The sequence below is a fragment of the Akkermansiaceae bacterium genome, assembly GCA_019634595.1.
GTDB lineage: Bacteria > Verrucomicrobiota > Verrucomicrobiia > Verrucomicrobiales > Akkermansiaceae > Luteolibacter.
On record JAHCBC010000001.1, the window covers coordinates 42,837 to 64,381 of the forward strand.

At 63.1% G+C, this 21,545-nt stretch carries 21 protein-coding genes and 1 tRNA gene; 14 read left to right on the forward strand and 8 right to left on the reverse strand.

What is annotated here, in order from left to right:
* The gene (locus tag KF712_00220; protein ID MBX3739383.1) at positions 1 to 1,059 is read left to right on the forward strand and encodes a glucose-6-phosphate dehydrogenase assembly protein OpcA; all 1,059 of its coding nucleotides are present in this window, start codon (positions 1 to 3) and stop codon (positions 1,057 to 1,059) included.
* A gap of 284 nt (positions 1,060 to 1,343) precedes the next feature.
* On the opposite strand, the gene KF712_00225 is transcribed toward KF712_00220, so the two are convergent.
* The 3 genes from KF712_00225 to KF712_00235 are packed head-to-tail and all read right to left on the reverse strand — an operon-like array spanning position 1,344 to position 4,594.
* Entirely contained in the window at positions 1,344 to 2,417 is a 1,074-nt protein-coding gene (locus KF712_00225) for a DUF3500 domain-containing protein (protein MBX3739384.1), read from the reverse strand.
* A gap of 33 nt (positions 2,418 to 2,450) precedes the next feature.
* Positions 2,451 to 3,626 carry an NAD(P)-dependent oxidoreductase gene (locus KF712_00230; protein MBX3739385.1) on the reverse strand — a complete coding sequence of 392 codons (1,176 nt, stop codon included), beginning with the start codon at positions 3,624 to 3,626 and terminating at the stop codon, positions 2,451 to 2,453.
* The gene (locus KF712_00235; GenBank protein MBX3739386.1) at positions 3,623 to 4,594 is read right to left on the reverse strand and encodes a KpsF/GutQ family sugar-phosphate isomerase; all 972 of its coding nucleotides are present in this window, start codon (positions 4,592 to 4,594) and stop codon (positions 3,623 to 3,625) included. The genes KF712_00230 and KF712_00235 overlap by 4 nt, the downstream gene beginning before the upstream one ends.
* 230 nt (positions 4,595 to 4,824) lie before the next feature.
* On the opposite strand from KF712_00235, the gene KF712_00240 reads away from it, so the two are divergent.
* From KF712_00240 to frr, 3 genes are all read left to right on the forward strand, one after another.
* Positions 4,825 to 5,388: a hypothetical protein gene (locus tag KF712_00240; protein MBX3739387.1), complete on the forward strand. Its 564-nt coding sequence runs from the start codon at positions 4,825 to 4,827 to the stop codon at positions 5,386 to 5,388.
* A 185-nt stretch (positions 5,389 to 5,573) separates the two neighbouring features.
* A complete protein-coding gene (pyrH, locus tag KF712_00245) occupies positions 5,574 to 6,311 on the forward strand; it encodes a UMP kinase (GenBank protein ID MBX3739388.1) in 738 nt (245 codons plus the stop codon).
* Between the two features lie 26 nt (positions 6,312 to 6,337).
* Positions 6,338 to 6,904, forward strand: a complete 567-nt coding sequence (frr, locus tag KF712_00250) for a ribosome recycling factor (GenBank protein MBX3739389.1) — start codon at positions 6,338 to 6,340, stop codon at positions 6,902 to 6,904.
* Between the two features lie 325 nt (positions 6,905 to 7,229).
* Here the strand turns inward: frr and KF712_00255 are convergent, their stop codons facing one another.
* Together KF712_00255 and KF712_00260 are read right to left on the reverse strand one after the other, a co-directional pair.
* Positions 7,230 to 7,949 (reverse strand): PEP-CTERM sorting domain-containing protein, encoded by a 720-nt coding sequence (locus tag KF712_00255; protein MBX3739390.1) that lies wholly within the window; start codon positions 7,947 to 7,949, stop codon positions 7,230 to 7,232.
* A gap of 355 nt (positions 7,950 to 8,304) precedes the next feature.
* A complete protein-coding gene (locus tag KF712_00260) occupies positions 8,305 to 9,240 on the reverse strand; it encodes a ThuA domain-containing protein (GenBank protein MBX3739391.1) in 936 nt (311 codons plus the stop codon).
* 108 nt (positions 9,241 to 9,348) lie between these two features.
* On the opposite strand from KF712_00260, the gene KF712_00265 reads away from it, so the two are divergent.
* The 8 genes from KF712_00265 to KF712_00300 all read left to right on the forward strand — a co-directional run bounded on the left by KF712_00265 (position 9,349) and on the right by KF712_00300 (position 14,222).
* Positions 9,349 to 10,311: a ribonuclease HIII gene (locus KF712_00265; GenBank protein MBX3739392.1), complete on the forward strand. Its 963-nt coding sequence runs from the start codon at positions 9,349 to 9,351 to the stop codon at positions 10,309 to 10,311.
* Between the two features lie 79 nt (positions 10,312 to 10,390).
* Positions 10,391 to 10,720 (forward strand): integration host factor subunit beta, encoded by a 330-nt coding sequence (locus KF712_00270; protein MBX3739393.1) that lies wholly within the window; start codon positions 10,391 to 10,393, stop codon positions 10,718 to 10,720.
* Between the two features lie 50 nt (positions 10,721 to 10,770).
* Positions 10,771 to 11,292, forward strand: coding sequence for a septal ring lytic transglycosylase RlpA family protein (locus tag KF712_00275; GenBank protein ID MBX3739394.1), 522 nt, complete (start codon positions 10,771 to 10,773; stop codon positions 11,290 to 11,292).
* Positions 11,293 to 11,354: 62 nt separating this feature from the next.
* Complete coding sequence (locus KF712_00280; GenBank protein MBX3739395.1) at positions 11,355 to 11,681, forward strand: hypothetical protein; 327 nt, start codon at positions 11,355 to 11,357, stop codon at positions 11,679 to 11,681.
* A gap of 46 nt (positions 11,682 to 11,727) precedes the next feature.
* Entirely contained in the window at positions 11,728 to 12,099 is a 372-nt protein-coding gene (locus tag KF712_00285; GenBank protein MBX3739396.1) for a GNAT family N-acetyltransferase, read from the forward strand.
* Positions 12,100 to 12,181: 82 nt separating this feature from the next.
* Positions 12,182 to 12,256: transfer RNA gene (locus KF712_00290), tRNA-Glu, on the forward strand.
* 91 nt (positions 12,257 to 12,347) lie between these two features.
* Positions 12,348 to 13,193: a zinc-ribbon domain containing protein gene (locus tag KF712_00295; GenBank protein MBX3739397.1), complete on the forward strand. Its 846-nt coding sequence runs from the start codon at positions 12,348 to 12,350 to the stop codon at positions 13,191 to 13,193.
* Between the two features lie 108 nt (positions 13,194 to 13,301).
* A complete protein-coding gene (locus KF712_00300) occupies positions 13,302 to 14,222 on the forward strand; it encodes a PEP-CTERM sorting domain-containing protein (GenBank protein MBX3739398.1) in 921 nt (306 codons plus the stop codon).
* 97 nt (positions 14,223 to 14,319) lie between these two features.
* On the opposite strand, the gene mnmA is transcribed toward KF712_00300, so the two are convergent.
* The gene (gene mnmA / locus KF712_00305; GenBank protein MBX3739399.1) at positions 14,320 to 15,399 is read right to left on the reverse strand and encodes a tRNA 2-thiouridine(34) synthase MnmA; all 1,080 of its coding nucleotides are present in this window, start codon (positions 15,397 to 15,399) and stop codon (positions 14,320 to 14,322) included.
* Positions 15,400 to 15,877: 478 nt separating this feature from the next.
* Here mnmA and KF712_00310 point away from each other — a divergent pair, with 478 nt between their 5' ends.
* Both KF712_00310 and KF712_00315 read left to right on the forward strand, forming a co-directional pair.
* Positions 15,878 to 16,588, forward strand: coding sequence for a hypothetical protein (locus KF712_00310; protein ID MBX3739400.1), 711 nt, complete (start codon positions 15,878 to 15,880; stop codon positions 16,586 to 16,588).
* Between the two features lie 110 nt (positions 16,589 to 16,698).
* On the forward strand, positions 16,699 to 18,879 hold the full coding sequence (locus tag KF712_00315; protein MBX3739401.1) for a hypothetical protein: 2,181 nt from the start codon (positions 16,699 to 16,701) through the stop codon (positions 18,877 to 18,879).
* A gap of 48 nt (positions 18,880 to 18,927) precedes the next feature.
* Here KF712_00315 and KF712_00320 read toward each other — a convergent pair whose 3' ends face one another.
* The gene (locus KF712_00320; GenBank protein ID MBX3739402.1) at positions 18,928 to 19,884 is read right to left on the reverse strand and encodes a hypothetical protein; all 957 of its coding nucleotides are present in this window, start codon (positions 19,882 to 19,884) and stop codon (positions 18,928 to 18,930) included.
* Between the two features lie 284 nt (positions 19,885 to 20,168).
* Positions 20,169 to 20,996, reverse strand: coding sequence for a PEP-CTERM sorting domain-containing protein (locus KF712_00325; GenBank protein ID MBX3739403.1), 828 nt, complete (start codon positions 20,994 to 20,996; stop codon positions 20,169 to 20,171).
* Positions 20,997 to 21,545 lie beyond the last annotated feature (549 nt).

The window sequence follows — 21,545 nt, forward strand, 5'->3', positions numbered from 1 at the left end:
ATGAGCGAGATTTTGACACCCGAAACCTGCCCCGAACTTGGAATCGAAGTGCCTGTCGGCTCGATCGACAAGGAACTCCGCAAGCTGTGGGAGCAGGACGACGCACAGACGAACGCCTCCCTGATGAACCTCGCGATCTACTGCGAGCGGGAGGGCTCGCTGGTGGAAAACTCCCGCATCATCCGGAAACTGACCAGCGAGCACGCCTGCCGCGCCATCCTGGTGGAGATCAACAAGCGCACCACACAGGCAAGTCTGCGCGCATGGATCACCGCGCACTGCCATCTGTCCGGCGGGAAGAAATCCATCTGCTGCGAGCAGGTTGCCTTCCACCTCACCGGACGTGTCACCGGGCGTTTCCGTAATACCGTCTTTTCCCACCTCAACTCCGACCTGCCGCTCATCTTCTGGTGGCAGGGGGAGCTGTCGGACGTCTTCACCGAGCGGCTCGTCGCCGTGATGGACCGCCTCATCATCGACAGCTCCGTATGGGCCGATCCCGCCGCCGCTTTCTCCATCATCAATGAGGCGGCGCAGGCGAATGGCGACCTCATCCTGCAGGATCTCGCATGGACCCGCTCCTGGCAGTTCCGCGTCGGCATCGCCGGCCTGTTTGACGATCCCGTGGCGCAGGCCGCCCTGCCCTCGGTGGACCGCGTGGAGATCATCCACCACCCGGACCACCGGAACTCCGCCCTCCAGGTGCTCGCCTGGCTGGCCGTGCAGGCAGGGTGGGAGCAGACCGGCGCAACCGCGGATGCCTTCGCGTTCCGCCCGAAAGCAGGAGGCGAAGTGAACGCGCGCCTCATTTCCGATCCGGAATCCGCCCCGTTGGGCAAAGTGGAGATCGCCTCCGAACACGTGACTGTCCGCGTGTGCCGTGAAGCCGGTGCCAGCCACGTCTCCCGCCAGATCCAGGCCGATGGCTATCTGGCGAATTCCCTCTCACCCGCCGATCCGGATGTGGACTCGGAACTTGTCGGCCTCCAGCTTTCCCGCGGCGGGAAGAATTCGCTCTACCAGAAGATCCTCCCGCGTTTCCGGGCGATGCTGCAGTAAGGAGGGAGGACATTGCTGCAAAGCCGCTATGTCCGCTGCGCTCCCATTCCTGTCCTCCGGCTGCAATGGGAACCCATGGCAAAGGCTCCTTAGGGATAGGCTCCACCCATCCCTTCATTCGCCAATGCCGCCGGAGGACAGGAGTGTCCTCCCTCCTTACTCGGCTGCAATGGGAACCCATGGCAAAGGCTCCTTGGGGATAGGCTCCACCCATCCCTTCATTCGCCAATGCCGCCGGAGGACAGGAGTGTCCTCCTTCCTTACTCCATTGCAATGGGGCTATCTCAATGGTCGTCCTTGTGGCCCTTCATGTGGTTGCCCAGGGCGTCGCGGCCGAAGTCGCCTTCCAAGTCACGCCAGACGGTGTGGATGTGGTTGGCGTCGTTCTGGATGTTGCAGGCCTCGATGAGGAAGGTCTTGCCCTGCACGCGGTAGTAGTAGGCGTCGCCCTTTTTCAGGCCGCCGGCCCAGCCGAAGCGGACGTTGTCGAAGTCCGCCTTGATCTTCGCCATGTCTTTGTCGGCGATCTCCTTGCGGTGGCGGGTGGCGTATTCGGAAATGAGCGTGAGAAGACCTTCCTTCTGCTTGTCGGTCATCTCGGTGGAAAGGAGGCCGACGGGGTCGAGCTGGCTGGCCTTCCGTTCGTTGCCGGTCAGGATCTCAGCGGGCGGCTTTTCGGTATAGACCACGGCCTTTCCTGCCTCCTGCAGGAGGGTGGCCAGGGCGCGGGCCAGATCCTCCTCGCGAGCCAGCGGGCGGGTGCCCTTCATGCGGCCTTCGCGGGTCTCCGCACGGTTCGCGGCGAGGAAAGACGGCGTGGCGGAAATGACCTTTCCCCCCACCAGCGTGAAGTTCACGGCGGTGTGGTGGCCCTCGAACCTCCAGCCCCAGGTGCCCGCGGCGGACGGCTCGCCGAAGATGGTGGTGAAATACTTCTCCGGATCGCGGTGGTCCGGGCGGTTCTCGATCTCACCGAGGAGCTTCTCGAGCGCCATGATGGTGTCGATCTTCACCAGTGCGCTCGCGCTCATGCCGGTCTCCAGCAGCTTGCGGGCGAGGTCCCGTTGTTCCGGCTTCATCTCCTTGATCGGGAGGCCGTTGCGGGTCGTCGGGACGAAGTTCCAGTTGTCGCGCTCCTTGTCTTCGAAAGGATAGCGGGCCTTCTTGGTCTGCTCCTCATCGAGGGACTTGAGGAAGGCGTTGGCCGCATCCGCCATCTCGGCGGAGACTTTCTGCAGGGCGGCGGTGTTGTCCGTTCCGGCGGCGGCCGTCTCCTTCGCCCAAGCCTTCTGGCTGGTGATCTGGAAGGCGGAAATGAGGGCGGCGACGCCGAGGGCGCTGAAGAGGATGGGTTTCATGGAGTGGACGGTAGGTGGATGGAAACTGACCAATTAACGGAATTGTTTCAACCAATCGCTTGCGGCGGCTGCGGAACGCGTCGCGGTGGCGAAGCAGCCCTGCATCAGGTAGCCGCCGGTCGGCGCTTCCCAGTCGATCATTTCCCCTGCCAGGAAGATGCCCGGGTGGTCGCGGAGCATCAGGTTCCCGTCCAGCGAGGGGAAGGGGACACCACCGGCGGAGGAGATGACCTCCGCGATGGGACGGGGCTGGGTGAGGGGGATGACGTGGTGCTTCACCTCCGCCGCGAGGTCGGCGGCGCTTTCATAGGTCCGGCGGGAAAGCAGGGCGCACGCGGCGTCCGGCAGCTTCCAGGAAACGCGCGCCGCTTCCAGAAAGTCCCGCTTCACGTGGGTCAGCTTCCGCGTGAGTTCGTCCGCGGTGAAGGTCGGCTTGAAATCAATGGCGATGGCCGGGCTTTCCATCCCGCGCAGCGTCGCGCCGAGCTGATAGATCGCCCCGCCTTCCACGCCGTAGCGCGTGAGCATCAGCTCGCCCACCGCGGGTTTTCCGTCCGCATGGACATGGATGTTTTTCAGCGGCACGCCCTCGATGGCGGGAAGGACTTTCTCCGGCCACGCATGCTCCCAGCCACAGTTGGCGGGCTGCAGCGGAGTGACCGGCACGCCTAGCCGCTCCAGTATGGGGATCCATCCGCCGTCGGATCCCGTCTGCGGCCACGACCCGCCGCCCAGCGCCAGCAGCACCGCATCGCACGCGTGGGACGTGCCATTTTCAAAGTGGAGGGTGAACCCCGGGTCGATCCCGGTGAGGCGGTGGTTCATCGCGAACGTCACGCCGTTCTCCTTCAGCCGCGCGATCCACCGGCGGAGCAGGGGAGCCGCCTTCAGCGCCTTCGGGTAGACGCGCCCGCTGGTCGCCTGGAACGTCTCCACGCCCAGCCCCGCAGCCCACTCCCGCAGGTCCTGCGGGGTGAAGGAGGAAATGATCTCCTGCCAGAACTCCGGCGGCCCGGAGTAGCGGGTGGTGAACTTTTCCAGCGCCTCCCCGTGGGTGATGTTCAGCCCGCCCTTTCCGGCGACGAGGAATTTCCGCCCGACCGATGGCTTGCCATCGAACAGCGTCACGCGGACACCCCGAGATGAGGCGATCTCCGCCGCCCGCAGCCCGGCCGGGCCACCGCCGATGATGGAAAGGTGCGCGCTCAAATGATCTTCAGGCGGGCGAAGTCCTGCGTGTCCACCAGCCCGGCGGGCCTGCCATCCGCACCCAGCACCACGATGTCGTCGATCCGGTTCAGGCCGATGGTCTTCACCGCCTCCACCGCCAGGGAGTCCGCCTGCACGGTGATGGGGCGGCGCGTCATCAGCCCCGCGATGGGCCTTTCCCCGATGGCGGGATCCTTCTGGTAGCCGCGGGCGAAGTCGCCATGGGTGAAGATCCCGGCAAGGAAGCCGTCCGGCGTGAGGATCAGGCAGGCACCGGCCCGCGCCGCGTTCATGGCGATGAGCGCGTCCAGCACCAGCGCGTCCTCCGCCACCGTCGGCAGGGCCTCCCCGCCGCGCATGATGTCGGACACACGGGTGAGCAGCGCCCGGCCCAGCGAGCCGCCCGGGTGGTAGCGGGCGAAGTCTTCCTCCGTGAACCCACGCGCCTCCAGCAGCACCATCGCCAGTGCGTCCCCCATCACCAGCATGGCCGTGGAGGAGGAAGTCGGCGCCAGGTTCAGCGGGCAGGCCTCCCGCTCGACGGAGGTGTCCAGCGTGATGTCGCTCAGCTTTGAAAGCGAGGAGTCCGGCTGGCCCGTCAGCGCGATGAGCCGCACGTCGAACCGCTTGATGAAAGGGATGAGGTCCAGCAGTTCGTTCGTCTCCCCGGAGTAGGACAGCAGCAGCACCGCGTCCCCGTCTGAAATCAGGCCGAGGTCCCCGTGCAGCGCGTTCTGGGAGTTCAGCACCACGGCGGTCGCCCCCGTGGAGTTCAGCGTCGCCGCGATCTTGTGGCCGATGTTCCCTGACTTCCCGACGCCCACCACCACGATCTTCCCGCGGTTGTCGAGGGTGGTCTGGAGCAGCCCCACGGCGACGATGAATTGGTCATCCAGCCGCCGGGACATGCGCAGCAGTCCTTCCGTTTCGATTCCGATGACATTCCGGGCGAGGGCCAGATGATCCATGGCCTGATGACAAGGCGGGGGAAGGGGATTTGCAAGCCATTCGCCGGTAGGCGTAGCGAAGGTCGTGAGACCTTCGGCTGTGAGGGCGTCCATCAAGAAACCAACGCCTATCCATCAGGTGCCATCCACCCCGCCGAAGCTCTCACGAGCTTCGCTACGCGAAAAGATCCGCCTCTGACGCTGCGTTCTTTTGGCTCGCGGGGAGAGGGGACGTCGTCCAAAGTTGCGGGATGAAACGGCTTTTCCAGACCCTGTTCTGCTCCTTGCTGCTGGCGGGCAGTGCGGTGGCCACCACCATCATGGTCGTCCCCGTCTTCGAGCCGCTGAGCCTCCATGGCACGGACGGGGATGATGTCATCATGGACGTCGGGGAGGCGCTCCAGGCATCCGTCATGGCCCGGCCCATGGCGCTGACCGGCGCGTTTCCGGAGGTGCTGATCGATTCCATCAAGACGCCCCACCAGATCCCGACGAACAATCCGAACTACAAGGTCACGGAGGCGAACCTGCTGGTGCTTTGCAAGGTGGGCATCAACGGCCGGATGTCCCAGGAAGGGCTGATCGTCACCCTGGACATCACCGAACTGGAAATCCCTCCGGAGGTGGATCTGACCAGCCGCCAGGTGTTGAGGCTGGCCCTTATCGCCATCCGGAAAACCCTTGATGAATACCAGCGCCCGCAGACGCAGCCGCTCGTTGTCACCATCGCCATCGAAGGAGCCACCGAGGGCAAGGCGCCCCTGGCCGACCTGGCGACCAAGTTCACCATCGGCGACCCCGGCCCGGCGAATTGATCCCTTGCAGCGGATTTCGTGAAAAATTCGGCTGGGTGGAGATCACCCGACAAACCGGCTCCGGTTCATCGTGGATTTCCCCGCCGCCAAATCTCTCACGAGATTCGCCACCCCCCGATTGATCCCGTGATTTCACTTCCCAACAAGGGGTGGATTCGGCTTCTCTCTGTGCAGACAAGAATCGCATGAGTTCACCTTCGAAAGATCCCCGTCCCTTCAAACGCGCCATCCTCAAACTCAGCGGCGAAGCCCTGCGGGAACCCGGCTCCACGGACAACATTTCCCCGGAGATCGTCGATCGCATCGCCCTGGAGATCAAGGAAGCGGTGGATACCGGTCTGGAGCTGGGCATCGTCGTCGGCGGCGGGAACTTCTGGCGCGGGGCCAGCGCCTCCGCGCGCGGCATGGACCGCGCCACGGCGGACTACGTCGGCATGCTGGCCACCGTCATGAACGCCCTCGCCCTGGAAGGCGCCCTGGAGCATCACGGCGTCAGTTGCCGGGTGCAGTCCGCCATCGAGATGAAGAACGTCGCGGAACCCTTCATCCGCAGGAAGGCGGAGCGCCAGCTCGAGGACGGCAAGGTCGTCATCTTCGCCGCGGGAACCGGCAGCCCGTTCTTCTCCACGGACACCACCTCCGCCCTCCGCGCCAGTGAGATGGGCGTGGATGTCATCCTCAAGGCCACCCAGGTCGATGGTGTCTACAACGCCGACCCACGCAAGGACCCGAACGCGGTCCGCTATGAGACCGTCACTTTCCAGGAGTGCCTCACCAAGCGCCTGAGCGTCATGGATGCCACCGCGTTCAGCCTCTGCATGGACAACCACATCCCCATCATCATTTTCGATCTCGGCCCGGCGGGGAACCTTTCCCACGCCTTGCGCGGCCTGCCCATCGGCACCCTGGTGCACGGTGAGTGATCCCATTTTTTCCCAACCAGCACATCATGGACCCTGATACAGCCATTCTCGAAGTCGAAGAAGCGATGACCAAATGCGTGGACTACCTCATCCACGAATTCGCCGGCGTCCGCACGGGCAAGGCCAGCCCCGCCCTCATCGAAAACCTCGACGTCCACGTCCATGCCTACGGCGCGGTGTCGAAGCTGAAAAGCCTCGCCGTCATCAACTCCCCGGAACCCCGGATGCTGGTGGTGCAGCCCTTCGACCCGTCCACCACCCGCGACATCGAGCGCGCCATCCGCGAGTGCAAGCTGGGCCTCAACCCCGCCGCCGCCGACCGCTCCATCCGCGTGCCCATCCCGGAACTCTCCGAGGAACGCCGCCGCGACATGGTCAAGATGATCAAGCAACTGGCCGAGGAAGCGAAGGTCCGTCTCCGCGCCGCCCGCAAGGACGGCATGGACACCGCCAAGAAAATGAAGGCCGACAACTTCCTCACCGAAGACGGCCAGAAAGATTTCGAAAAGGAAGTCCAGGAACTCACCAACAAGTTCACCAAGAAAATCGACGAGCACGCCGTCGCCAAGGAAGCCGACCTGATGAAGGTCTGACCGGCATCTCCGTTCTTCCTCCAAGCTTCAGGACGCCGGTCAACCGACCGGCGTCTTCGTTTTGGAGGGGGGCACATCGCGGAGATGACACCTGTGATGGAACGGAATCCGGGGTGTGGCGAATCTCGTGAGAGATTCGGCGGAGAGGATGGCACCAGAGGGATGAGGCGTCGCTTTTTCAGCAGACGTCCACCCAGCCGAAGGTCTCACGACCTTCGCTACCCTTTGGAAGGGTGCACGCCCTGGCCGGACGGCGCTCCTGCCCAAAAGAAAAGGAGCAAACCCCTTGGCGGGATTTGCTCCTCTCGTGATGAGCTTGGGTGGATCAGGCGCGTGCGCGGCGGCGGCGAAGCACGAATCCGGCTCCGGCGAAGGCGGCCAGACCGAGGGATGCCGGCTCAGGGACAGCGGTGGTGACGGTGTCCACATCCATGACAAGGTTGGTGATCGTCGTGCTGGCCGGGACATAGAAGCCGAGCTGGACGTTCTGGATGTTGCTGAACACCGGCTCGAATGCTCCCGCTCCACCGTAGGAGAGGAACGGTCCGGTGGAGCTGGCCGGCGAATCGAAGATCGGGATGGTGATGGTGGTCCAGGTGTCGGGCAAAACGGCGTAGGCACTCAGGTTGGCCAGGCTGGCAGCGGCTCCACCGCCTGCATCGAGCCGTGCGTACAGGTTCAGCGCCTCGCTGTAGTTGTGCCGGACGGTAACCGTCAGGGAGGAGATCCCCGCAGTGATCCAGTTGCCCACATACGCGTCACTACTGGCATCGGAGGCAGCGTTGCCCCGCATCAGGATTTGCAGGGGAGGGGCACCGAATGCCCCGGTCGCTCCGGAAGTGAAGGTCGTGGTGGAGGAAATGTAGCCCGAGTTGCCCACGCCACCGGTGGCGGAGTAGGCGGCTGCGGTGGACGCACCCGTCAGCCAGCCACTCGCGTTCGTATCGAAGGTTTCCGTGTAGGCGATGGCCGCGGAGGCGGACCCGGATGTCAGGCCCATTGCCAGTGCCAGTGCGGGAAGGTTGCGAAGAAAGTGTGATTTCACGTGCACGAGCAAGAGTTGGAATCCCGGCCCTTTCAAGCTTAAAGAGAATGAATCTCAATATTAATAATGGTTGATTCGGGAGTGATTGGCTCACGCAAAACTCCGGGCGTCGTTCCCCCGGCAAACCCGCTCCGTCCTCCAAGGGACTTCCCCTCAGCCGGAAGTCTCACGACTTCAGCTTGCGACGGCGTTTTTCCCGGGACGGCCGCGCTATCACGGCAGGGCAGATGCGGTGCGACCATACGGTCCCGCCGCGCCCTTGATGCCGTCCTTCAAATAAGCGGAGTGGCGGGGAAACCCGTGGATCTCCCCACCCGGAATGGCGCAGCCATTCCGCTACCCCCGGGTAAGACGGTCACTTGGTCACCTCGACCTCGTAGTCGCCCAGCGCCCACTGGATGCCGGCGAGGTAGTGGCGCACCACCTTCGGGTGCCAGTACATCTCGTGGTTGTGGCCGAGGGAGCAGTAGAAGACGCGGCCCTTGCCCCAGTTGCGCGCCCAGGCGACGCCCCAGTCCTTGTCGTGCTCCCGCTTCAGGCCCTTCACGTTCATGTCGGACTTCTCCGGGTCCAGGCGCAAGAGCATGTGGACCTTGCTGGAGTCATAGGGGGCCTTGAGCTGGTAGATCTCCTCTTTGAAATCGACGTTCTGGCCGTCGAACATGGCCACCAGCGGATGCTTTTCCTGCCCCGGCTCCACCTTGATGCTGACTTGCGTACCGGCGTTCCACGGGTGTCCGTCGAAGTAGCCGTTGACCATCTCGCCATACTCCGCCCAGTCGTAGAAGGTGTCCGTCGCGGCGTGGATGCCGATGAAGGCACCACCGTCCTTCACCCAGGCCATGAAGTTCTCACGGAGCTTGCCTTCCTTCTCCTTCGCCGCGGCGACCGCCGCTTTCTTCTCATCCTCGGAGAGCTTTTCCAGCTCCGCCTTCGATGGCAGGAACGGGTTCATCGTGGTGCTCAGGAACATGATGCCGTCGAACTGCTTGATCTTGTCCGCCTCGAAATTCTCCAAGTCATCGCTGACGACGGTTTCAAAGGCTCCGGTCTTTTTCCCCATCTCCGTGAAGGCGAGCTTTCCGGTGGCGATGGAGGCGTGGCGGAAGCCGCCGGTTTTCGAGAAGACGAGCAGTTTCCGCTCCTTCTTCGGCTTGGCATAGGCCTCCGCAGGCAGCGCGGCGGCGATTTTCTCGTTGGCTCCGGCAGGCGGTTGTTCGCCGGCGGGATTCTGTGCCACGACAAAGAGCGCGACAGCGCCCAGCAGACAGGTGGGTAGGAGGGCCTTCATTGGAGTTTTTTGTTAGGGATCCACGGCTCGCTCTGCAAGCGATTTGCTGAAACGGCCGTTGGTCATCCGTTCTTGCATAGGCGGCGGCGTCCCGTGAATCTTTTTTCCATGACCAGCCACACCGCCCCTCTCACCCAGGAACAGGCGGAAAAACTGCGCGCGGTGCTGGAGCGGGACGGCTATGACTTCGAGCCGAAGGAACACGCGCTCTACTCCGCGCGGAAAGGGAAGCTCAACGTCACGGTGTACCGGAAGGGGCCGAAAGTGCTCATCCAGGGAAAGGAGACGGAGGATTTCATCCGCTTCACGCTGGAGCCGGAGATCCTCGGCGAGGCGAAGCTGGGCTACGAGGAGGTGCTCCAGCCGGAAATGTTCTCCCCCCACTTCGGCGTGGACGAAAGCGGCAAGGGCGACTTCTTCGGTCCGCTGGTCATCGCCGGGGTCTATACGGACGCCTCCATCACCCGCCGGCTGATGGACGCGGGCATCATGGACTCCAAGCGCATCACCAGTTCCGCGAAGATCCGCCAGCTCGCCCAAATCATCCGTGAAACGCCGGGTTGCCTGCATGAGGTGGTCTCCATCGGCCCGGAGCGCTACAACGAGATGCACGCTTCTTTCCGCAACCTGAACCGGCTGCTGGCCTGGGGCCATGCGCGGGTCATCGAAAAACTCGCGGAACGCCGTCCGGACTGCCCCCGCGCCCTGAGCGACCAGTTTGCCCGCCCGGAGGTCCTCCAGCGCGCGCTGAAGGCGAAGGGACTCACCCTGACCCTGGAGCAACGGACCAAGGGCGAATCCGACATCGCCGTGGCCGCCGCCTCCATCCTCGCCCGGGAGCGGTTCGTGGACTGGATGAAGAAGACCTCCGATGCCGGTGGGGTCAATCTGCCCTTGGGAGCGTCCGACGCTGTCGTCGCCGCCGCACGCCAAGTCATTGCACGTCATGGGGAGGCCGCACTGGGAAAGGTGGCGAAGATGCATTTCCGCACTTCCGCGGTGGTTTTGGGCAAAACTCCACCAACGGATGATGATTCCTCGCCGGATGGCACGGAAAACGCATCGCATTGAGAGGATTTTGCGGGACATCCGGCCGGTTATTTGGTCTAAAATCCCCGCGCATCCCGAACCATCCACTTCCGCAAGTCCCATGGCCACAATCACAAAGCGAGAACTCGTCATCAAAATCACCGATCAACTTGGAGCCAAGGGTATTGAAATCACCCAGCAGAATGTCTTCGAGGTCGTCCAAACCCTGATCGATGAAATCACCGAATCCCTCGCCCACGGAGACACCGTGGTGATGCGGAACTTCGGTGCCTTCCAGGTCCGCGAGATGCGCGCCAAGATCGGCCGCAACCCGAAGGATCCGGGCAAGGACGTGCCGATCCCGGCCCGTGCCGCCGTCAAATTCAAGCCCGGTAAGGAGATGAAGGAGAAGGTGGCCGCCACCCTCCAGATCATCCGCGAACAGAAGTGACCCTGACGGAACGCTGGCCCTGCCCGGCGTTTTCTGTTAGCGGTGAACCCATGCCCGCAGCTTCCCTTTCAAAGAGGACCGCGCTATCCCTCGCGGTCCTCTTTCCTTTGCTACTTCCCTCCTGCATCTCCCGCCCCGGCGGGTATGACGGCTACCAGACCAGATCCTACACCGTCCGCGGCGGCCACTACCAGCCGATGAGCGTCGAGCAGGCTCTGGACCACGAGGAAACCGGCATCTGTTCCTGGTACAACGAGTCGAAATTCCTCGGACTGAAACGCGGCACCACCTCCCTCGGGGAAAAGGTCATGCCGTGGCACCTCATCGGCGCGCACAAGACACTGCCCCTGCCCGCGCTGGTGAAGGTCACCAACGTCAGCAACGGGAAGTCCGTCAAACTCCGCATCAACGACCGCGGCCCGTTCATCGCGGGCCGCATGCTGGACGTCTCCCCCCGCGCCGCGAAGAAGCTCGGCTTCTACGACCAGGGTCTCACCACCGTGGAGATGAAGGTGCTTTCCGTCGGCGACGGGAAATACAAGCGGAAGCGGCGGAGCTGGTTTTTCTTCTGATGCGGTCGTCGGCTGTTCTCCTCCCTCTCCTCCTTGCTTGCCCTACGCCATCGAAGATTCAGATGAAAAGGTCGGAACTCATGTTGATTGTCATCGGCCTCCCTTGGGTCGGCGTCCTGCTGCCGTTGTTGTCCGAATCAGCGAAATTCTCATGGATCGACGTGGTTTCCATCGTGATCCTCCTGGTGCTGATCGTGATTTATTTCGGCTTCATCCGAAAAAAGCGCCACACGCCCGGATCTCCGGCGGGTGTCAGCAGCGGACCATCTTCGGGACGGAAGGGCAACGGGATGCGCCCAGAGATGCTAGGCGGGCCACAGCGTTTCAATGCAGGCTACCAGAATGGACATATCCCAAGAGATAAGACAGAGGCCGGCCGATGGGAGTGACCTGCCATTCCTGTGGGATCTGCACGTTGCCACGATGAGGGAATACGTGGAAAAAACCTGGGGCTGGGATGAGGGCTTCCAGAACGCCCACTTCCACAAAACCTTCGCTCCGGAACACCTGTCGATCCTGTCCTGCGGCGGCGGGGACATCGGCGCGCTGGAAACCCACCTTCATCCCGACCATCTCTTTCTGGCCCGGATCTCGATCCTTCCCTCCCACCAGAACCGGGGGATCGGCACGGAAATCATTCGTTCCATCATATGGGAGGCGGACGAACGGAATCTCCCTCTCCGGTTGCAAGTCCTGAAAGTGAATCCCGTCCGCCTCCTCTATGAGCGGATGGGCTTCACCACGGACGGGGAAACCAGCACCCATTTCCTGATGGTCCGGCCGCCGGCGTCCGGAAAGATCGCCTGATCGGGTGCTTTGGAAAAATTCCGTCACTAAGCTCTTGCACTCAGCCGTGCGGTAGGATTCTTTTCCGCCGCACCGCGACAACGACCCGTTCGTCTATCGGTTAGGACTCCAGATTTTCATTCTGGCAAGAAGGGTTCGACTCCCTTACGGGTCGCCATTTATCATTGGCCGCATGGTCAGGTAACTTTTTCCAGCGTGTCATTTGACCGCTTCTCCCAGCTCAATTCCCCACCCGGATGAAGAAGCCCATGCCTGAACAACCCATGGTCGATCTGGCATCGTGGCTGGAGCTTGCGGCGCGGTGCTTCCCGGAGATCGAAGCCATCAGATGCGACAGTGCCAGCATGCTGTGTGATGAACTGGCGGATATGACGGATGCGGCGCACTGCTCCGGAGACAAGGATTTCCTTAGGCGGTCCTATGGCTTCATTCGCTGGTCGATGCGGCATACGGATGACAACCGCTTGCTCGGTTCGATCGCACACTCATTTTTCGACCCGCTCCTGCAATTGGAATCATCGAAGAAAGCCTGCGTGGATTTCCTCGATTGGCGCGATGTGAAGGCGTTCATGGACGCATGGAATTTCGAGCCATCTTTCACCGATGAAGGGAACTTCGGCGCTCTGGTCGAGGTGTGGAAGAAACGCTGGGGCCGGAACCAGAAGCTGCCAGACCCCATGCTCCCGCCCGTCGTCCTGGAAGTGCCTCCGGAGTATGAGGACTATGTGGAACATCCCTTGTTCGGAAAAGGACCGAGGTTCACCGGATGGAATCCGGAGGAAGGTGACGACACTGCGCGGTTCTGGATTCACCCTCCTGAAAGCCGCATTCCGTGGACCGCCATCCGGGCCGCCCCCACCCGGCAGGATCATGCCGGTTTTCCCCATGTGGTCTATTTCGATCTGAAAAGAACCTGCCGGGATTGCGCCCGGCCGTTCATCTTCTTCGCAGAGGAACAGCGGCACTGGTTCGAAGTGCTCCGGTTCAATGTGAATGCGGATTGTGTCAAGTGTCCGCCATGCAGGGAACTGCACCGGAAAAAGCGCGGGAAAAAAAATCCAGATGGTAAAGGCCCCCCAGGGGGCGGGTCGTGAATGGAACGGGCCAGCCCGATGACACCCCCTGAAAGTGGTATCATCACCCCATGGTCAGGATGAAAGGAATCAGGAAGGCTCTGGGGCTTCCGTTGATCCTTTTCAGCCATGCACCAAAAAACCTCCCGCAAAGTTTCTTCCGCGCTCCGCATGCTGGCGGTGCTGTCGGCCACGGCACCGCTCTCCCAGGGTGCCCTGCTGGTCTATGAAGGATTCACCGGCTATGGTACCGGCGAACTCAATGGCAAGGCGGCAAGCACGGATAGCATCGGCCTCAGCGGCAGTTGGGACGGCTCATCCTACACGAACCGCCACCAGTTGACTGCGTCCGGTCTCACATTTTCAGGTCTCGCGACGAGCGGTGGGGCACTGACCACGGGAGCCGATGTCCGGCTTTCCGGCATCGCCATGAACCACGCGGGGGTTGCCACGGGCGGCACGCTTTACTCCAGCTATCTGGTGAGCTTCTCCAGCGCCACCACAAGCGGGTCCGGGCTGGTGACGAGGATCAACGGCACCTCCACCGTCCAGCCGAGCGGTTACTTCAACTCGTTCGCGGACAGCCGGACCGGCACGCAGGCCTCCGTGAGCTATGATTCCACCTTGTTCGATGTCTCCAACCCTTCGGTGGGCAGCACCGCCATCCCCGCCGGCCAGACGTTCATCGTCATCAGTTCCTTCACGAATGTGGGCAGCGCCGCTGGCGGCACCGGGAACCTCTATGTGCTGAGCCAGGCGCAGTTCCTCAATCTCCGGACCATCGGCCTGTCAAATCTGGCGACGCTCGCCGTCGGGCAGGGTGCGACGGAGGCTTGGGCGACGGCCTCCGCAACATCAGCCTTCAACGGCAGCTTCGACAGCGCGGATTTCCTGCACATCCTCTCGCTTTCATCCACCGGGACCATCGACGAGATCCGCTATGGCACCACCCTGGAGGCCGTGTTGCCGGTTCCTGAGCCGTCCGCACTCGTCCTCACGGGTCTGGCATTCGCCGGCCTCACCGTAAGGAGGAAAAGGTCGCGGCTTTGAGGCGCTGGGAGCGCGGACTTTCCGTCCGCCCCGGAGAATCCGGACTTTGCGAAGCCAAGCCGGCTGAAGCCGGCGCTCCGTTCGCGCAATTCCTGGTTCACTCCACCGTCTCGAACACGCCGCCACCGAGCATCCTGCCGCCATCATAGAGCGCGCAGATCTGGCCGGGGACGACGGCCCGCTGGGGATGGCGGAAGGTGAGCCGGACTTTCCCATCGTCCAGAGGCTCGAGCACGGCGGGTTCCGCCTTGGAGCGGTAGCGCGGCTGCGCGTCCACCAGGCGTTTTTTGTCGAAAGGTTCATTGAGTGCGGAAAGGGTGCCGACCACGCATTCCTTCGCATAAAGACCATGGGTCTCCGGAAGATCCCAGCCGACGACGAGCTGGTTTTTCTCCGGCACCTTGCCGACGACGACATAAGCCATGCCCTCCCGGGGGGATGCGACGCCGTGTCCTTTCCGCTGGCCCAGCGTGTAGAGGTGCAGGCCCTGGTGGGTGCCCATTACGCGGCCCTCCGTATCGACGATGTCGCCGGGATTGTCCGCGACGTAGTGGCGCAGGAAATCGCTCATCTTCACCTGGCCGAGGAAGCAGATGCCCTGGCTGTCCTTTTTCTCCGCCACTGGCAGGCCGAAGCGGCGGGCCACCTCCCGCACCTCCGGCTTGAGCATCTCCCCGGTGGGGAAGAGGGCGTGGGCCGCCTGGAACTGCGTCATCAGGGAAAGGAAGTAGCTCTGGTCCTTGTTCGGGTCCGCGCCGCGCAGGATGGCCGCCTGTCCGTCCGGCAGGATGCGCTTCCGCGCGTAGTGGCCGGTGCCGACGAACTCGAAGCCCTGGCTGATGGCGTAGTCCAGGAAGACGCCGAACTTCATCTCCCGGTTGCACCACACATCCGGGTTCGGCGTGATGCCGGAGCGGTAGCCCTCCACCAGGTAGTCCACGATGCGGTCCTTGTAGGAGTCGATGAGGTCGATGACGCGGAACTCGATGCCCAGCGTCTTCGCCACGGCCTTCGCGTCCTCGATGTCCTGCTCCCACGGGCAGTCCCCGGGGATGCCCTCCTCATTGATCCAGTTCTTCATGTAGCCGCCGGCCACCTCGTGCCCCTGCTCCACCAGCAATGCCGCCGCCACGGAGCTGTCCACCCCGCCTGAAAGTCCCACGAGAACCCGTGCCATGCGGCGGGAGATTCAGGACGCCCGGCCCGGGATGCAAGTGGAGATTTCCCAGGCAGAACCGCAGAGCTCCTACATTAGGGAGAGAAATAGAACCACGGATGGACGCGGATGGACACAGATGAAGAAAGGGATGGTGAGACTTCTCCCAAAATGACGGATTTCGGGTAGGAACGATGGAAATGAGCGACATTTCTTCTGCATTTAAGAAGGAATCCGTGTCCATCCGTGTCCATCCGTGGTTCAACATCCAACGATCAGGGTCTATTCTCCCTAATGTAGGAGCCTTGCACGTCGCCGCCATCAAATCTGATTGACGGGAGGAGATGAAAACTGTTGAAGCTAAAGGATGGATCAGACTTCCTCCCATTTTTACCTACCCTCCGTTTTCCGCTCGGAACGCGCCGGATCACGGAAGCTGCTGGCAGCCTTTGCGGTTGCCGCTTGTTCCGCAGCCCCGGTTATGGGGGCCACCGTGCAGGTGACATATGCTTTCAATGCCACCGGGACCGCCGAGGAGCGCCTGGCGCCGACATCGGTGCTGGCAGGCGGGATCACCACCACGAACCTGACGGCATCCACCATCACTCCCAGCGGGTACCAGACTGCGGCAACCGCCACGGGGCCGGCGGACAGCCCGACCTCCGCGAACCGCTTCATCCTGTCCAACACCGAGGGCAACGCCGGCGGCCACCTGAGTGTCTTTTTCCCGAACACCACGGCGTCGAATGACACGGAGGCGGAGGTCGCGGCGCTGACCCACTACTTTGACATCGTGATCAGCCCGGCGGCCGGGTATGTGCTGGATCTGACGACGCTGAACCTGGACTACACCGCCAGCAACGATACCAGCGGCCGTAATTTCTTTGTCCGCTACAACCATTCCGGAACGTCGAACAACTTCGCCGGACCGAGCCTGATGGGCGGCCTTTACTCCGGCGGCGTCAGCACCTGGGTGTCAGGGGCGGGAGCTGCCGGAAATCTGGATGGCATCCCGCTGGTGCAGGGCGGAGAGAGCGTGACGTTGCGGTTCTTCAACTACCGCACGACCATCACGAACACCGCGCAGAACTTCCGTTACGACAACATCATCATCACCGGTGAGCTGACGGCGGTTCCGGAACCTGCGGCGGGCATGCTGGCGGTCGCTGGGGCGGTGGTGGCGCTGGGCAGGCGCAGGCGTGGTTGCTAGTGGATGGATTCACATTCCTGGTGTCCATGCCAAAGGGTGCTCTGGCGGTAGGGCGCGGGGCGGGCAAAAGTTCTGGCCGCATCCGCCGTGATGGTCATCCTGTGGCCTCCATGAACCGCCATAGCTCCGCCCTCAGACGCATTTTCCTCCCTGCTGTTCTGTGCTTCACCCTCCTGGAAGCGGCTTCCGGGCAGGACGGATTCATCACCAACGCCCATCCAGGGGCGGAGTATGGAAAGGCCATCCCGTTCCGGAAAATACCCGGCACCGCGGGGACTCTCGCGCTGGAGATATCAGGCGGCAGGCTCTATGCGCTGGAGGGCGGAGGGCTTTCCATCTATGACATCGGCGACCCGAAACAGCCGAAAAAACTGGGCCATGTCGGCGGCATGGGGAACGTGCGGCAGTTGCGCGTCAGCGGAAAGACCGCCTTCGTCACCTCCCGCCAGTTCGGCCTGTGGGCGGTCGATGTTTCGGACGAGACGAAGCCGGTGATCCTCTCCAACTTCGACGCGGTGGAGATGGCGACCGGCCTGGATGTGGCGGGCGACGTCGCCTTCATCGGCAACCGCGTCTATGGCATCCAGTGTGTGGACGTGTCCGATCCCGCGCGGATGAAGCACCTTTCCTCCTACACCACGGACGAGTCCCAATCCGTTCTCTACCGGGACAACCTGCTGTTCAGCGGGGACTGGGCGGGGGGCGAGGTGACGGTGATCGACGTGGCGGACCTTTCCGCGCCACGGACGCTGTCCGGCATCAAGCTGGACGGCTACGGCGATGGCATGGCGGTGCGCGGCAACACCTTGTTCGCCTCCACCGGCCAGCACAGGAAGAGCGGTCCGGAGGAGGAGCGCCACGGCGCGGGGCATGGGCTGGACATCTTCGACATCACGGACCCGCACAAGCCGGTGAAGCTCTCCCGGGTGCAGTTCCCCACCTACTACTTCGGCCCGTGCGACTACTGGACGCCTCGTATTTCCGGGAACCTCTGCTTCGCCTCGGACACCATCAACGGCCTGTTCCTGGTGGACATCGCCGACCTGAAACAGCCGAAGATCCTCGGCAATCTGGTGCTGCCGAAGGTGGATCCGGAGAATCCGGAGATCGCCGTGCCGTTCAAGCAGATCGCGGACCCCGCCATCATCCAGGGGGACCCGATCTCCTCCATCGCCGTTGGTGACGGGGTGCTCTACATGTCCGGAAACTTCACCGGCATCTATCTGGCGGAGTTCCCCGGCCAGGCGAAGCCGGAGCCACGTGACACCGGGGCGCTGCCAAAGCTGCCCGCAAAACCGTATCAGGGTGAAAGCGCGGAGCATTTCCACACCTCCGGCCCGGAACCGTCAAATCCCACACGCGGAGTGGCCGTCCATGGTGACACCGCCTACACCGCGAACGTGTGGGATGGCCTGGGCATCCACCGGCTTTCCGAAAACGGCGTGGAGCGCATCGGCAAGGTGGACATCAGGTACGCCGCGGATGTGAAACGCTCCGGCGACCGTCTCTATGTCGCGGAGGGACAGGACGGCATCGGCTTGTATCGGATCAAGTCGGCGACGGAGGTGGTGGAGATCGGCCGCCTGCCGGTGCTGGAGCCTGCGCTGAACTTCGTGCAGTTCCTGTGGGCGTTCGAGGGCAGCCACATCGTCGCCGCGACGTGCGCGGGAACGAAGGTCAGCTTCGTCGATTTCACCGATCCGGAGAAGCCGAAGGTCGTCCACGGCAGGAGCGGCGGCCAGTTGCTCTACGGCAGCTATGGTTCGCAGAACCTGGCGAAGGACCGCTACTTCTCCATCGCCCGGCATTGCGGCGGGCTGATGGTGTTCGACCTGAAGGATGGGAAGCCGAAAGACGTGTGGTATGACACCTTTCCGCTTTGCTCCCAGACGGGCGGTGTCGCTGCCTTCGGCGACCAGGTGCTGTCTATGCGTGCCGGTGGCTACGCGTTCTTCGATCCGGAAAAGCCCGTCGCGACGCGCGAACTGCAGCGGAACAAATTCCCCGGCCAGGACCGGATGCCGGATGATGTGCCGGATGAGTCCGCCATCAGCCGCGCCATGTTCCCGAAGAGTGACTGGGAAGGCCTGCCGAACCATGACCCGGAGAGCGGAAAGCTGGCAGTCGTCAACCGCATGGCGAAGAACCTGCACATCTATGATTTCACGGACAAGGCCAGCCCCAGGCTGCTGAAGCGCATCCCGCTCAACAGCAATGCGAACCCGCCGGCCTTCTGGAAGGGCCGCGTGGTGGTGCCGGCTGGTTACTCGGGATTGCTGGTGGAGAAGTGATGGCAGCGGCCTGGGCCAAGATGGCCCGGCCACATTTTCCCGCTGTCCTCACACCCCGGGATCCACCGGGGTGACGGGAGGGAGCGGGAAGGGAGGGTTGAACGGAAGGTGGGGGGCGATCCATAGGATTCCGCGGTTGAGGGGATCCCCCTTGTCGGCGGGCGGCCGTGGTGGGGTGAGCGCGTCGGCGCTGGTTGCTCCCTTGGCGGATTTCGCTGAATGGCCGCCCTCACCGCCGCCGGGATCGAGCCTGGCCAGCACCGCCTGCACCTCCGCGAGCGCCTCCGGCACGGCGGCGATGGCGCACTGCGCGGCGAGGCGCATGGATTCCGGGGCGGCGGTCGCGGCCGCCTCGACGATGCGCGAAGCGAGCGCCGCGTCCGCACCGGTGGCGGTGAGCGCGGCTTTCACCACCTCACAGGCGCAGGTGTTGTGCGCGGTGATCTCTTCCCCCACGATTCCGAGGACCGCGGAGGGATCCAGTTTCACTCGCTGCCGGACGGTGAGGGCCACGGCGGCGCAACCGGTGGTTCCCCCGCTTTCAGCCGGGGTGCCGTAGGTGGCGGCGAGGAGGGCCAGTCCCATGGACAGGTTGCCGGCGGATGCCTCCGTGCCGGAGATGCCTGCGGCCACGGCGGCTTTCCTGAATGGAGACGGATCGCGGAGTATGGAGAGGTCCACGACATCCTCGATGCTGACCGGAACCGCCTCCGTGATGCCGAGGGTGGCGAGACTCTGGGAAGCGTGGATCACGCCCTCCCGGGGGAAATGGGGGGCTGCCTTCATGGCCGGGACTTCATAGGTGCCGGGGACGGTGATCTCGGCGAATCGCCGGGCATCCCGGCCCCTCAGATCATCGGCGGCGAGAGGACGTACATCCGCGGGATGGAGGTCCTTGGACAACTCCTGGGCGGTGAGTGCCGGGGCGACGCCAAAGGCCAGGCAGGTGATCCAGCGCCGGAGTGGGCGCGCTTTGGTCAAACCAGATGGGTGTGTGGCTTTCATGGCAGGGATGGTGTTCGGGATTTGGGTTGGGCCGCCGGGGCATCCCGCCATCACGCGCATGGGTCAGGGTGGCGGAGGTGGGTTCAGGTTCCGGTTCGGCATTTCGGCTGTGATCGGGCGATGCGGCGGATCGGTTTTCCGCGGATGGCGTCGTATCTTTTTCCAACTGGCAAAGTCATGCTTTTCGATGGGTGCGGAGGGTGTCCGCCTCATCCGCTGTATGGGGGGATGGGATGATATGCGCCTGGCCCCAAAGAGTGGGGGAGGGAGTCCGGATCAGGGAGCTAGCCGCGGCGCTTTCTGCGGATGAGCAGGGCAACCCCGGCCATGCCGCCCAGCGCGAGGGAGCCGGGTTCGGGGATCGGGACCACCTCGAAGCCGGAGAAGGTCAGCACGTTCTGGTTGCCTTCCACATCGCCCAACAGTCCGAGGCTGACCGTGGAAGTCGCATCGAAGCTGAATGTCAGGGAACTCAGCGCCGCGCTGGAGGTGAACTGGAAGACGTAGTCACCGGTGGAGCTGGCCGATCCCAAGGTCAGCAATCCCAGTACATCGAGAAGTTGCGCACCTCCTCCCAGCGCCCCGCTCACTTCCGGATTGGTGATCCCGAAGGTAAGGGAATCCAGCAGATCCACGGGAAGGTTCTCCCCCGAGGATACGTTGAACCGTGCTTCATAGATCTGGCCGGGAGCGATGGACAGGCCGGTCACGGTGGCCTGGGATGACCAGGTGGCCAGGACGTTGGCTCCCACGACCGCGTTCAGGGCCGGTTCGAGCAGGGCCAGCACTCCGCTGGTCGTCAGTTCCCGGCCGAAGACCAGGGTGTCCCCCGTCGTTTCGGTGAAAGCGGCCAGCTCGACACCGCCCACAGCCACCACGCCCGCTTCGGCGAAGCCTCCCGCGCCATGGGTCCAGGTCACGTTCCCGCTGGTTTGGCTGGCGGGGGTGTTCCGGTACACGTCATTGTTGACCTGCACGGCGATCACCCCGCCGGCGCCGGGGCGCCTCGCCTCGAAGTCCGGGTTGAAGAACTCCGTGGAGTTGATGATGGACTGGCTGAAAGCCAGTGTGGGTGCTGCGGCCAACGCGCAACCGATTGCTATCGTTTTCATGTATGTGTATGGGTGCGGGTGCAGGTGATGGCTGGGTGTCTGCTGACCCTGTGGGGTGGTGGTCGTTCAGATACGCCAAAACATGCTTCCCTGGGATTTCATCACATGCCTCCGGAGAAGTCCGAAAGGTGGTGGACTGTCATCGTTCCCATAGCTGTTAGAGCAAATCAAACCGGAGAAGATGGAATCCGGTTATGACGTTATAAGTGCCTTGGTGCATGGCCCGGGCACCTTGATCATGAGATGTTTGATGCGGTTTGTTCTCCTGGTCCGCGTGATTTCACTCCGGGTTCCGGAGCGCATTCCTCCCGGCGGCGGCGACATTCTCCGCGAACTTCGGAAAGCAGGGTGTCATTCGTATTGGAAGGTCATCACCCCAAGTCCGCCCGTGACCCCATAGGGCGGCTTTCCCCTCCACCGTGTGCCATCCGGCCTCTCCGCCTCCGGCGGGCCGCAATTACTTTGAAATTGCGGAATGATGGCCGTGCTGGCATGCTTGATGTGCCCGGTGGTTCCACGGAATCCTCCGCGCCCTGTTCCACCCACCCA

What these genes read in the sequence shown, in the direction of transcription:
- KF712_00235 (MBX3739386.1), bottom strand. Translation starts at nt 4,594, where the DNA reads ATGGATCATCTGGCCCTCGCCCGGAATGTCATCGGAATCGAAACGGAA.
- KF712_00315 (MBX3739401.1), top strand. Translation starts at nt 16,699, where the DNA reads ATGAACCGCCATAGCTCCGCCCTCAGACGCATTTTCCTCCCTGCTGTT.
- KF712_00275 (MBX3739394.1), top strand. Translation starts at nt 10,771, where the DNA reads ATGCCCGCAGCTTCCCTTTCAAAGAGGACCGCGCTATCCCTCGCGGTC.
- KF712_00325 (MBX3739403.1), bottom strand. Translation starts at nt 20,996, where the DNA reads ATGAAAACGATAGCAATCGGTTGCGCGTTGGCCGCAGCACCCACACTG.
- KF712_00260 (MBX3739391.1), bottom strand. Translation starts at nt 9,240, where the DNA reads ATGAAGGCCCTCCTACCCACCTGTCTGCTGGGCGCTGTCGCGCTCTTT.
- KF712_00220 (MBX3739383.1), top strand. Translation starts at nt 1, where the DNA reads ATGAGCGAGATTTTGACACCCGAAACCTGCCCCGAACTTGGAATCGAA.
- KF712_00225 (MBX3739384.1), bottom strand. Translation starts at nt 2,417, where the DNA reads ATGAAACCCATCCTCTTCAGCGCCCTCGGCGTCGCCGCCCTCATTTCC.
- mnmA (MBX3739399.1), bottom strand. Translation starts at nt 15,399, where the DNA reads ATGGCACGGGTTCTCGTGGGACTTTCAGGCGGGGTGGACAGCTCCGTG.
- KF712_00280 (MBX3739395.1), top strand. Translation starts at nt 11,355, where the DNA reads ATGAAAAGGTCGGAACTCATGTTGATTGTCATCGGCCTCCCTTGGGTC.
- frr (MBX3739389.1), top strand. Translation starts at nt 6,338, where the DNA reads ATGGACCCTGATACAGCCATTCTCGAAGTCGAAGAAGCGATGACCAAA.
- KF712_00320 (MBX3739402.1), bottom strand. Translation starts at nt 19,884, where the DNA reads ATGAAAGCCACACACCCATCTGGTTTGACCAAAGCGCGCCCACTCCGG.
- KF712_00295 (MBX3739397.1), top strand. Translation starts at nt 12,348, where the DNA reads ATGCCTGAACAACCCATGGTCGATCTGGCATCGTGGCTGGAGCTTGCG.
- KF712_00270 (MBX3739393.1), top strand. Translation starts at nt 10,391, where the DNA reads ATGGCCACAATCACAAAGCGAGAACTCGTCATCAAAATCACCGATCAA.
- KF712_00265 (MBX3739392.1), top strand. Translation starts at nt 9,349, where the DNA reads ATGACCAGCCACACCGCCCCTCTCACCCAGGAACAGGCGGAAAAACTG.
- KF712_00240 (MBX3739387.1), top strand. Translation starts at nt 4,825, where the DNA reads ATGAAACGGCTTTTCCAGACCCTGTTCTGCTCCTTGCTGCTGGCGGGC.
- pyrH (MBX3739388.1), top strand. Translation starts at nt 5,574, where the DNA reads ATGAGTTCACCTTCGAAAGATCCCCGTCCCTTCAAACGCGCCATCCTC.
- KF712_00300 (MBX3739398.1), top strand. Translation starts at nt 13,302, where the DNA reads ATGCACCAAAAAACCTCCCGCAAAGTTTCTTCCGCGCTCCGCATGCTG.